The 12,028-nt window shown below is 46.7% G+C and carries 11 protein-coding genes; 4 read left to right on the forward strand and 7 right to left on the reverse strand.

The window, feature by feature from the left end:
* Positions 1-17: 17 nt before the first annotated feature.
* From HCZ42_RS08035 to deoD, 6 genes are all read right to left on the reverse strand, one after another.
* The gene (locus tag HCZ42_RS08035) at positions 18-1,148 is read right to left on the reverse strand and encodes an HlyD family secretion protein (RefSeq protein ID WP_167420199.1); all 1,131 of its coding nucleotides are present in this window, start codon (positions 1,146-1,148) and stop codon (positions 18-20) included.
* Positions 1,148-1,537: a DUF3302 domain-containing protein gene (locus tag HCZ42_RS08040; protein WP_167420200.1), complete on the reverse strand. Its 390-nt coding sequence runs from the start codon at positions 1,535-1,537 to the stop codon at positions 1,148-1,150. The genes HCZ42_RS08035 and HCZ42_RS08040 overlap by 1 nt, the downstream gene beginning before the upstream one ends.
* A gap of 165 nt (positions 1,538-1,702) precedes the next feature.
* The gene (locus HCZ42_RS08045; protein WP_167420201.1) at positions 1,703-3,280 is read right to left on the reverse strand and encodes a tetratricopeptide repeat-containing diguanylate cyclase; all 1,578 of its coding nucleotides are present in this window, start codon (positions 3,278-3,280) and stop codon (positions 1,703-1,705) included.
* Complete coding sequence (locus HCZ42_RS08050) at positions 3,264-4,745, reverse strand: tetratricopeptide repeat protein (RefSeq protein ID WP_167420202.1); 1,482 nt, start codon at positions 4,743-4,745, stop codon at positions 3,264-3,266. The genes HCZ42_RS08045 and HCZ42_RS08050 overlap by 17 nt, the downstream gene beginning before the upstream one ends.
* Positions 4,746-4,869: 124 nt before the next feature.
* Positions 4,870-6,339, reverse strand: a complete 1,470-nt coding sequence (locus HCZ42_RS08055; protein WP_167420203.1) for an IS1 family transposase — start codon at positions 6,337-6,339, stop codon at positions 4,870-4,872.
* 62 nt (positions 6,340-6,401) lie between these two features.
* Positions 6,402-7,112 carry a purine-nucleoside phosphorylase gene (deoD, locus tag HCZ42_RS08060; protein WP_167420204.1) on the reverse strand — a complete coding sequence of 237 codons (711 nt, stop codon included), beginning with the start codon at positions 7,110-7,112 and terminating at the stop codon, positions 6,402-6,404.
* Positions 7,113-7,457: 345 nt separating this feature from the next.
* Between deoD and HCZ42_RS08065 the strand changes: the two genes are divergently transcribed.
* From HCZ42_RS08065 to HCZ42_RS08080, 4 genes are read left to right on the forward strand one after another with little or no spacing between them, the layout of a single operon-like run.
* Positions 7,458-8,408: a YbgA family protein gene (locus HCZ42_RS08065; protein ID WP_167420205.1), complete on the forward strand. Its 951-nt coding sequence runs from the start codon at positions 7,458-7,460 to the stop codon at positions 8,406-8,408.
* A complete protein-coding gene (locus HCZ42_RS08070) occupies positions 8,398-9,195 on the forward strand; it encodes a MerR family transcriptional regulator (protein ID WP_167420206.1) in 798 nt (265 codons plus the stop codon). The genes HCZ42_RS08065 and HCZ42_RS08070 overlap by 11 nt, the downstream gene beginning before the upstream one ends.
* A 2-nt stretch (positions 9,196-9,197) precedes the next feature.
* Entirely contained in the window at positions 9,198-10,625 is a 1,428-nt protein-coding gene (phrB, locus tag HCZ42_RS08075) for a deoxyribodipyrimidine photo-lyase (RefSeq protein ID WP_167420207.1), read from the forward strand.
* Complete coding sequence (locus tag HCZ42_RS08080; RefSeq protein WP_167420208.1) at positions 10,615-11,517, forward strand: L,D-transpeptidase family protein; 903 nt, start codon at positions 10,615-10,617, stop codon at positions 11,515-11,517. The genes phrB and HCZ42_RS08080 overlap by 11 nt, the downstream gene beginning before the upstream one ends.
* Before the next feature lie 59 nt (positions 11,518-11,576).
* Here the strand turns inward: HCZ42_RS08080 and HCZ42_RS08085 are convergent, their stop codons facing one another.
* Entirely contained in the window at positions 11,577-11,825 is a 249-nt protein-coding gene (locus HCZ42_RS08085; RefSeq protein WP_053409231.1) for an Lpp/OprI family alanine-zipper lipoprotein, read from the reverse strand.
* Positions 11,826-12,028: the final 203 nt, after the last annotated feature.

The raw sequence follows: 12,028 nt of genomic DNA on the forward strand, positions 1-12,028 counted from the left end.
TTGGAGGGCTTTGTCTTTTAATGGTCTAGGTAGAGATAGTTTTGCCAGCTCTTCATACGAATGAGAACTTTACGCATAATGGATACGTGGCTGAACTTATCTGAGTAAACCGCGACTTCTACTGCGGTACCCATCGGGAGATGGAACTCAGACAGGTCGTCGGTGATCTTTAACGTGACAAATACGCGTCCACTAGTACGCAGTGCTTCTGTGCCAACTAGAGCGCCACGCGCTTGGAACTGGCTTTCACCAATCGCAGGTAGTATGTCGATCACTTCGCCTTTGAATACACGCCCTGGAATCGCTCTAAACACGAATTCAGCTTCAAACCCTGGTTTCAGACGCTGAAGAGAGTTTTGTCTGAACGCCGCGGTGTAAACCAAATTCTCAGTGTGGACAAAGGTCATCACGGGCGCGATCGGTAGTGGTACTGCCATAACGCCTGGACGTAATGCCACCTGGGTGGCGAAGCCATCGGTTGGGGCATAAACGACAGTCTGTTCCAGGTTGAACTCGGCTTTTCTCAACTCAGCAAGTAGTCGAGCCACCGTGGTGTTTTCACCGCCGATTTCTGAATCAAGTGCCAACTGTGCTTGGTCAACACGCGCCTTGGCGGCTTCTAATGCTGCCTCCGTCGCTTTGTAGGCTTGGCGACGGGTATCGAGTTGTTGTTCAGTAAATGCACCTTTGTCATAACCGCGCTGGTAGCGAGCAAATTCACGTTTCGCTTTGTCGCGTTCGGCTTCTGCCTGAGTCTGTTGTGCGCTGGCTGCTTTCAGCTCTGACTCCAGCCCAAGCGCACCTTGGCTGGCTTCTTTGATTTGCGCCTGTAGTTTCGCTACTTCTGCCTCGAACGGCACAGGATCAATCTTAAACAGCACATCGCCTTTCTTCAGCGGTTTGTTCGGTTCAACTGGTACTTCGATAACACGGCCCCTCACACCGGAAACCATCGGGGTAGATGAGAAAACTTGGTTACCCAACTGAGTAAACGGGTGGTTGTAGTTCATCAGTAGAATCAAAGTGCCAATCAGTACCACACCACCAAGCACAGCGGTTGGAACCGTCCATTTATTCAAAGGGATTTTAAAGACTTTAAAAATGGCAATACAAATGGCGGTGTAAGTTAGAATGAGTAATAAATCCATTAGTTATCCTCCTCACGGAGTTCAGCATCATGAGTCGGAGAGACTACTGGCTTCTGTTGCGTTTTTAGTTGTTTCAGTTCTTCTTGGAGTTGCTCGACTTGGTTTATCAGGACGTCAACACGGTGGTGGATGTCATATTGTTCTTGTTGCAGTTTTTGGAAACCCCAGCCGCGCTCTTTTCTCCACAACGTTGCCCAGATCCAGAGGAACGGCCACAGCGCATGGAACGTGAATAGGCTGACCCAGCCAGCATAGTGGATAGCATCTTGGTGAGGATGTTCGCGACTTTTCGCGATTTCATAGGGAATATCGTGGATTGCGATAATACCGTAGAAGATCACTAAAGTAACAAAGACCAACAGGCCAAGAGCAAAGTAGTCAAGAAACATACTTGAATCCCTGTATATGTGTATTGTGAAGACGAGCGGAAAAAGCAACACGACGTAGGGCAAAAAATGAGCCAGTCAAATTTCGCTTGTCTGCGTGTTGGGTAGGTTTTCATTGTAGATTAACTACTTAGCGAATATCCACCGCTTTGTTAGTTTTTGTAATCGTTACTCAGTACAAACTTGGTTTCGGCCGTTTGCCTTTGCTCGATAAAGAGCTTTATCTGCTCGATAGAAGGTACGCTGGGTGTTTTCGCCGTCACGATGGAGAGTGACACCAATACTGATGGTGAGGCCACGCTCGCCAAGAACGTCTTGCCAAGAGAAGTCGTAAATACGATTACGGAAAGATTCCGCGTGGGTGCGCGCTTGGTCTAGCTCTGTCTTCTCTAGGATCACCAAAAACTCTTCACCACCAAAGCGAACGCAAGAAGCATTCTTGAACTTGAAGTGTTCGGCTAGCTCTGCTGAGACGTTAACGATCGCTTTGTCGCCCACAAGGTGGCTAAGCTCATCGTTGATGGACTTAAAGTGGTCGATATCGATGACCATTAAGGCAAACGGTGTTTCGTGCAGAAGCAGATCTTTGAGTTTTACGTCCAGCCAACGGCGGTTGTGGAGCTGGGTGAGCGGGTCGGTAAACACATCTTGCTGCAGCTTCGCCACGGTGTGTTTTTGGGTTTCCGTGGTTTCTTTCAGCTCACGGTTTTCGATTTCAGACAGAATCAACTTAAGCTGAAGCTCAAATCGAGACAAGCGTCTCAACTGCGCTGCACCGAGGTCACCAATCGGAATCTTCTTCATCAACTCGCTCTCGAGTTGATGCGCCTGTTTTTGATATGCCAAAGCCGCTTGGTAGTTGCCTTGTTCTTCGCCGAGCCAAGCCAACGCGTCACAAATTTTAAGGTTTAAGGTCGGAGAGGAAGAATCCCCTTTGCGATACGCGCGCTCCAGCACCCAACTTGCCCAATGACGCTTGCCATAATCGGTCAAGCAGCAAGCCAGCTCTAAGCGAATCATCGATGCTAACCAAGCTGAATGAATATTGCCTGACGTGTATTGTAGGCTACCCAAGCTCAACATCGCTTTTTCGATGTTTTTCTCACTGCGGTGAATTTTGGCTTGGTACAGATGAATCTGGCCAGACAGCACTTTGTCACTGACTAGGATACTCAGCTCTTCGCACTCTTTGATCAGTTCTTTGGCTTCTTTAATACGGTTGAGCGAGATGTAACAAGCCAGCATATACAGCTTGTATTTTAGCCTTAGTGAACGACTTGAGATCGCGTGGTCAATGCTGTCGATCTTTTGGTAGTAGCGTATCGCGCGGAAATGATCGCCGTAGATGTCGCACAGGTTCCCCATTCCCAAAACCGATATAACGTATTCATCGATAAATCCATTGTCTACAGCGATGGTAGAGGAGGTGATGTATTCGTTCAGTGCCAGCGAAAACTCGCCATTTTCGACTAATCGGTCAGCGAGATTGTTTTTGACCTCGAGGATCAATGCCGCGTCTTCTGGTAACGACAACAGGTTTAGCGCCTGTTTTAAATCGTTAATGCTCGCTTGTATTTGCTTTAGTTCACGGCGAAACTCTGCGCTGATAACGAAACACTGTGCTTTTTCTTGGTGTGTTGTGGCGACGTTTTGGCAGATGTTGTCCCAAAACGCCAGTGCTTCTTCACCGGCAACGGAAGAGGCGTCTAGGCCCGATTCGGAAATCTTATTAAGTAGCACTTCCATCGCTTTCTTCCTGCTGTTGAATCTCAAGTTGTTCGATTGTGAATGGGAATGTGAGGATACCTTGGTGGCGCACCTCTGGTAGCGCTCGGTTGAGTCCGCAACGTTGCCAAGGATAAATCTCGATCATTTTTCTCAGTACGTTAGCAACGTTAGCGGCCGACGCACCTTTATCGGACAGCAATAAACCCAAATGTTCTTTGCTTAGACGGGTCAGGATGTCTTGTTTGCTACACAATGAGTGGGCTAACTCGGTACATATATCGATATATTCTGGATCATCGTGTCGGATAGTAATCACCGAGTGGTTACTGTGCTTCAGCTCGGTTTTAAACAGAACTAATTGTTCCCACCAATAAATTTCAGACACCATGTTGCTCAGATGTTTGTCTGGATCGAACTCATGCTGTCGACGAATAAGGTTGATGATCTTACGTGCACGTTGCTCAAGTTGGCGCTTTGAAGCCCGAGCCTTGTCATTATTGAACTTGGCCGTTTGTTCGCGCAGCATGTTGCTTGAGTATTTACGATATTTTTTGAATGCTTCGAGCGCTCTCTGGTGATCGCCGTACTCTTCTGCAACCAGCGATTGCTGAAAACATATCTGTGATAACAGCTCACCGTTATCAAATGATGCGGCAGATTGCTCGGCACTTTTCAGCAGCTCGGACGCCATTTGTGGGTTCTTGCGCAGCAGCTCTAAGCGCGCACGGCTGATGTAGGAGTGCGCTTTCATCCACACCAAGTTATGTTTCACCGCCAGTGAGTGTGCTTTGTTGGTGGCTTGTTCCGCGTCTTCAATGCGTTCGAGCCCGAGTAAGGCTAAACCGCGAAAATCCCAGATTTCGGCTTGCCAGGTGCTATCGGGGTGGTCTTTTAATACTTCGATCGCGCCGTCAAGCACAGACAGCATCTCGACGTAGTTTTTTAATAGGTACATGTCCCACGCGAGTAGAATGCGGGCTTTACCTTCCAGCCAGTTGATACGGGTGTGGTTGGCGACAATCATTGCAAGCTCGTGGGTGCTTTTAGCGAGCTCATAATCGTTGGTGATACGCCAGATGTTACCTAAACCGATCAAGGCTTCGACCTGAAACTCGATTTCGTCAACCAGCGCCGATTGCTCTAACGCGTTAATCCAATATTGTTGTGCGGAGAAGTATTTGGCTTGTCCCCAATAGTGAAGTGCGTGAACGTGGAGGATTTCTGGTAGGAAGTCGTCGGTATCGATGCTGTTGAGTTTGCTGTAGGCTTCTTTAATGTACTTGAGCCCTTTGCGGTACTCCATGGTATTCCAAGCGCAGCGAGACATGATGACTAGAGATTTGATTTCGCCTTCTGGGTAGAGAATTTGCGTTGCTCTTGCAGCACACTGTTCTGCACTCGCACTCACTTTATCCGGCTCTATCTCTAACCTTGAGCGGAGCTGTTCAATCTCTAAGTCTAGTAGTCGCTGGCTTTTATCCAATGAATCAGTCCTTTACCGCAATACTGCTTTAATAACTTCGCATTATATGAACAGCAGCTTAACTAACTCTACTAAAAGTAGCAAAACTCATGCTGTTTGTGGGCACTGGTCACATTAATAATAATTATGATAATAGCTCACGAAGAGTCATTGGAGATTGCGTTAATCCTAGGTTCTGCGCGGCTGTTTGCCCATTTTTGTCTTGATAGCATAGGTTATGCCAAGCGCGGAAAATATCAAGCATTGGTAGTAAGCCACCAGGACGTAGCTTACGCCTTGGTTCATTAATAAAGCTTTCAAATAGAGTCTGGAATCGTTGTTGATAAAAAGCGGCTTTTCGAATTGACGCTTTCTTAAGCCACAACTCAGGCTGATTATGCTCTCCCGCCAAGTAACAGATGCCTTTTGAGTTGTGATCGACGGTCGCAATCGCCCAGCGATCGCGCCACCACCCCATATGGACGATGTCGACTTTATCCACGTCGTTGTCTGGGTTCCAATTCGTGTCTTCCTCGACGTACATCAAATCGACATTGCGTGCTTGAATTCTTGGCAGACAAACACTCAATGCCGCAGAGCGGACAACAGGGTCTTGCGGCAGATAAATTGAAACTTGAGCGTCTTGCTGGCACATATCGAGTACGTGCAAGAAATGGGCGTAGGACGTATATGGTGGACGAATCAACGCGCCTTTAGACGGGTAATTAAATATCGATAAGTTCCCCATTGGGTCTTCGACATTACCACGAGCAAGGATAGTTTGGTACTTTTGGTCGATTCGCTCTTTGAGCACAGGGGACGGACTTGGTACCGGCATATTGGCTTCAGACGAGTGCTCGCGTGAAACGAATCTTGCGGGTGTTTGGTATGGGTCGTGATCGACACAGCCAAGCGGTTCTTCATCTGCCGCGTAGTTAACGTGTTGGCACAGAATATAGCCACTGTGCGCTTCGCCCGTGACAAACCACAATACGCCATTGTTGCTCTTAGGTTGAAGTGCGGTGTAGTGGGATGCTAGCTCGTAACTGCTGGCATGGTTGACCCAGCGCGCATCGAACATTGCAAGTTTGCGTCGACAGCGGCTGGCAATGTGGACCAGATGGTCGTAAAACGTCTTTGGGTTGATCTCTAACTTGCGGCAGATCTCGCGTACCGAGTAGCCCATAAAGAGCAAGCCAAGGAGATTTTCTTGAAACTGGAGTTTTTTATTGGCACCTGACCATTTGTCTACAAACGTCGAGTGGCAGTCTTTGCATCGATAACGTTGGCGGTCACCGCTGTAGCCAAAAGCGTGGTAAAGGTGTTTGTGGGTGTGAACCGATAGGCCAAAGTTCGCGCAGTCGTTGTTGCGACAGGCAGGAAGACCATCGCTGTGTAGGTGTCGTAAACGGTGCAGCTCGTTGAGAACTTCACGGTTGTTAAGTAAGGGGGGGAAAGCACCACATTCTCGGCATACCATCGCAGGTCGCTTAGGGTTAGCATGTTGCACGACGTAACGATGTGCATCACTCATTCCAAAGTTGTCACACGCCAATGTTTTACAAAAGTTGAGCTGTAACCCGTCTGCTTCCGTTGGCAGTTTGCCAGATGTCACTATTCTCCCCCTCGGGATTATTCAGGCTGCCAGAACGAACTCTGGCAGCAAAGGTAAAGCGATTAGATGTTGATTGCAGTTTCAAGAGCAACTTTCATCATGTCATTGAACGACTTTTGACGTTCTTCTGAGCTTAGTTTTTCACCACGGATGATGTGGTCAGATACAGTTAGAATAGTTAGTGCTTTTGCACCTAGGTCTGCTGCAACGCCGTAGATACCTGCTGCTTCCATATCTACACCTAGGATGCCTAGTTTTTCCATCTTCTCGAAGATGTCGGCTTCAGGTGTGTAGAAAAGGTCTGCAGAGAATACGTTACCGACTTTCACAGGTACGTTTTGAGCACGTGCTTGGTTAACCGCTTCTTCTAGTAGACCGTAGTCAGCGATTGCTGCGAAGTCATGGTTGTTGAAACGGATACGGTTCACTTTAGAGTCTGTAGAAGCGCCCATACCGATAACAACGTCCATTAGTTTTACGTCGTCACGTACTGCACCACAGCTACCCACGCGGATTACGTTTTTAACGCCGTACTCAGCGATCAGTTCGTGTGTGTAGATACAGCATGAAGGAATACCCATACCGTGACCCATTACTGATACTTTTTTACCTTTGTAAGTGCCAGTAAAACCGAACATGTTACGAACATCACAAACTTGTTTTACATCTTCCAAGAATGTCTCTGCGATGTACTTAGCGCGAAGCGGGTCGCCTGGCATCAGTACAGTTTCAGCGAAATCACCTGGTTGAGCGTTAATATGTGGGGTTGCCATAGTTGTTACTCCAAGTTTACTAGTAATTCAGAATCTGATTACTAATTTTGTTGATTCTCAAAAATCTGTTGAGGCAATACTAGCTAGCAATACTTGTTCTCCTTGAGAAGTATGTCACAAAACCACCCCTTAGATCGTTAAAGTAAAGAGTTAATAACGTTTTCTGTTGAAAGTGGTAAAGCAATCGATTCGGAAAAACGATTGCCTCAGCTGCTCAATTTAAAATCGGTCAACGAAAGCAAAAATCACAGGGTGTGTACAAAAATTATTTTTGTACAATGCGTTTGTTTATGCTAGAACTTATACAAGAATTAAAATTGTATAATAATTCGTTTGGAGATTGGCATGAGCAACAACATTAATATTGGCATCAGTTCCTGTGTTCTGGGTGAAAAAGTGCGCTTTGACTCTGGCCATAAAGTGAGCAAGTTTGTGACGAAAGAACTGGCGCCTTTTTTCGAGTTCGTTTCCGTTTGTCCTGAAGTGGGCATGGGTATGCCGGTTCCTAGACCGACAATACGCCTAATCTCAAACGAGGAGCGTCTGGCATTGGTAGAAACTAAAGACCCGACTAAGGACCACACGCAAGCTATGGTGGAGTACTCGAAGAGTAAAGTCGCTGAGCTTGAAGAGGCACAATTATGCGGTTATATCGTATGTGCTAAGTCACCCACTTGTGGCATGGAGCGTGTCAAGGTATATAAAGATAACGGTGCCGAAAACATTGGCGTCGGGTTGTATACCAACGAGTTGATGCAAAAGATGCCTTGGCTGCCAGTAGAAGAAGACGGCCGACTGAATGACCCAATCCTCAAAGAGAACTTCATCACACGTGTCTTTACACTGTATGACTTTTATCAGTCGGTTAGCAACGATCTCAGTCGTGGCAGTATCATTGCATTTCATTCCCGTTATAAACTGACCCTCATGGCGCATCACCCTAATTCATACAAAGAGTTAGGTCGACTGGTCGCAAACATCAAAGATTACGAACTCGAGGAGTTTTACCAACTGTATCGAGTGGGTTTGATGAAGGCGATGGCTTACCGTGCGACACGAAAAAATAACACCAATGTCTTGATGCACTTGCAAGGGTATTTTAAGCGCAATCTGGACAAGAAAGAGAAAGCAGAGCTACGCCAAGTGATAGATGACTATCGAGTTGGTCTGCTGCCACTACTCGCGCCATTGACGCTGATTAAGCACTATTTAAAGACACATCCAGACGAGTACCTAGAGCAACAAAAATACTTGGAACCTTACCCACAGGAGTTACGTTTACGTTATGGGCTGTAGTGAAAAATTGTACGCCATCCGAGAAGTTTCAGAGTTAACCGGAGTTAAGCCGGTGACTCTGCGTGCGTGGCAACGTCGTTATAACTTGGTTCAGCCACAAAGAACAGAGAAAGGCCACCGCCTATATACCGATCAAGACATCGCGTTGATCAAATTGATCCAGAGCTGGCTTGGTAAAGGGGTTTCGATAGGGAAAGTGAAAGGCCTTTTGGAAGCTAACATGACGCCAAGTGGTGTGGGTACCGAGCAATCTGAATACTTAGAAGAGGTCGAGCCGTTACTCAATGCGCTCGCGTCACTTCGCCGTTCGAAAGCAGAGTCGGTCATTAACACCGTTTTGAAAGAGTACCCGCTTGAGGTAGTAGAGACTCAGTTTGTCTCACCGATTTTAGTCGCCTTGCGATCGATCAAACGTGCGCAGCGCATTTTGCAACTGAGTCTGTTTACGTCGCTGATAGTCTCTAAACTTGAGTCGATCATCGAATCCGAAAATAAAGCCGCGAAATCGGGTAAATGTTTGCTGATTAACTGTGGTGACAGTCGCGACATTGCCAGCCGTTTATGGGCGGCTCATCTTTCTGATAAAAGCTGGAATGTCACTTTGATGGACAACGTGGAAGACGTATCAGGGTTAATCGATGTCAATTTAGCCGACAACTATCAAGCGCTGGCTATTTACAGTGAAAAGCCTTTATCCGAACAACAAAAGTCCGCTATTCGTCAGGTACAAGAACGTTTTGATGGGAAATGCTTCTTGTCTGACGTGCTGAATGCAACGCAGGATTGATTATGAACTTAGTGTGGTTCAGACGCGATTTGCGCGTAGACGATAACAGCGCACTCCTTGCCGCGATTAATACGAAAAAGCCGGTTGTTGCCGTCTTCATTGCGACACCGTCTACATGGCAACAACATGATTTAGCACCGATCCAAGCGGATTTTATCTATCGCCGATTGTTTGAATTGCAGCAAGACTTGGCGAGCTTGAATATCCCGTTTTTATACGCAGAAGTGGCGAGTTTCAACGACAGCGCTGACAAGGTTGAGGAGTTGGCAGACGAGTTGGGTTGCGACGATGTGTACTTGAATAAAGAGTACGAGCTGAATGAAGTTAGGCGTGATGAGCGCTTAGCACAAGCGTTATTGACGCGAGATAATGCGCTTCATTGCTTTGATGACAAATGCATCCTCAATCCGGGTTCGGTCGTCAATAAGCAAAACCAGTACTTTAAAGTCTTTACTCCGTTTAAAAAGGCCTATCTAAGTCAGCTATCGCTTGCTCCTGTTGTGCCACATAAAGCAGTTGAAGCGGTATTGCCACCAGAGTCGTTACACACTAGTGAATACCGGTTTAGCCAAAGTAGTACCTTCAGTTATCCGCGCGTTTCGAGTGAAGATTATGCTGTCGATACGGAAAGCATTTATCAAACATTGCGCCGTTTCAATCGTGAAGATGTGGATGACTACAAAGATAAGCGAGATTTTCCTGCCATAGAAGGAACGAGCCGCTTGTCGCCTTATTTGGCAATTGGTGCGCTGTCGGTACGTCAATGTATGGCTCGTGTCTTGTACCAGCAGTCGATGCCGCTGAGTGCGGGACGTGAAACATGGCAAAGTGAGTTGATCTGGCGTGAGTTCTACCAGCACTTGGTCTATTTCGAACCAAAGTTGAGTATGGGCAAGAGTTTCCTTGAATGGGGTAAACAGCTCCGCTGGGAAAATTCGCAAATCCGTATCGAGGCATGGAAAACCGGTACTACGGGTTATCCGATTGTCGATGCCGCGATGAAACAGCTCAACCATACCGGTTGGATGCATAACCGTTTACGAATGATTGTCGCGAGTTTTCTGATTAAAGATCTGCAAGTAGATTGGCGGATAGGGGAAGCGTATTTCATGAGTAAGTTGATTGACGGTGATTACCCAGCCAACAACGGTGGTTGGCAATGGTGCGCGTCAACTGGTTGTGACGGGCAACCTTACTTCCGCATCTTCAACCCGGTTACCCAAGGAGAGCGGTTTGATGCCGATGGCAGTTTTGTTCGACGCTGGATTCCAGAGCTTGCTTCTGTACCGGATAAGTATGTTCATCAACCGTGGAAATGGAGCAATGTTAGCGCGCTGTCATATCCATCACCAATAGTTGATCATAAGGCGCAAAGAGAGATAACCTTGCTAAATTACAAAAACGCTAAGGATACTTTGGATGCTACGTAAGCTGATTGCGCTAGGTTGCAGCATATTTGCTTGTAATGTATTTGCCGCAAGTTATGAACTGCCGCCTGAAGGAAGCAATATTGTTGGACGTACGCAATATCACAAGATAAGTGAAGGTGAGACGTTGGCGGAGATCGCCAAACAATATGATGTGGGCTTTTTGCCATTAATGGCGGCGAATAAGGGCGTAGACCCTTTCCTACCGCAAGTGGATTATGTCTTGACGATCCCGACGCAAGTGATACTACCAAACGTTGAGAGACAAGGTGTTGTGGTTAACCTTGCGGAGCTGCGTCTGTACTATTTTGAGCCTAACTCCAATATCGTGCATATTTTCCCTGTCGGTATCGGTCGTGTCGGGCGTGATACTCCGGTGATGCAAACCTCGATCAGCCAAAAACGTCCTAACCCTACATGGACGCCTCCGGCTTCAATTCGCCAGGAGTACCGTGCGAAAGGGATTGAGCTTCCAGATGTTGTACAAGCAGGACCAGACAACCCGTTAGGTGAATATGCTCTTCGTTTAGCTTACGGCTACGGTGAATACCTTATCCACGGTACCAATAAAGACTTTGGTATTGGTTTGCGCGTAAGTGCGGGATGTATCCGTATGGAGCCAAAAGATATTGAATGGTTGTTCACAAAAGTGACATTGGGCGAGAAGGTTCGCATCATCAATGAACCAATCAAAGTGTCACTGGAACCAGATCGCAGTGTGTTTGTTGAAGCGCATGAACCGTTAACTCGCAGTGATGGTGTAAAAGAAGCGCTAACTGTACCGCAAGAGCTAAGCTGGTGGTTGAAAGAGTTTGATCATTCAGAAGTCAAAGCGAGAGCCGTGATTGCCGCACAAAATGGGGTGCCGGTTGAGATAGTTCCTCCTTCTTTTTAAAATAAGCCGAATAAAAAAAGGGTCTGCAATGCAGACCCTTTTTTAATAATAGTGACTAATTACTTAGTGTAAGACTGAGCAATGTTGTCGATACGCTCGTTAGCGCGTGCTGCTTCTTCTTGAGCTGCCATTGCCGCATCGCCAGATTTACGAACGTCAGATTGAAGTGCCTGAACGTCTTGGCTTAGTTGGCTAACTTGGTTGCTTAGCTCGTCCATTTTTGCTGTTGTTTCTTCATCTGGACCAGAAGCACAGCCAGCTAGTAGAAGAACCGACGACGCTGCAGCTGCGATCAACATTTTGTTCATAATTGAACTCCTTGCGTTTTTAGTATCAATGTGGAACGTCCCATACCTTATAATCGTATAGTAACGCATATTAGTGTAGTGGTAATTCTAAGCTTCCAAAAGCAGAATAAAGTTAAAAAAACCCAAGTTTTTAAGCAATTATCAAATAAATTGACTTATGTCTCATTGGTGAGAGCAAAAAATGCACAGGTTATTGAGTGAAA

It is taken from the genome of Vibrio hepatarius (assembly GCF_011806575.1).
Lineage (GTDB): Bacteria > Pseudomonadota > Gammaproteobacteria > Enterobacterales > Vibrionaceae > Vibrio > Vibrio hepatarius_A.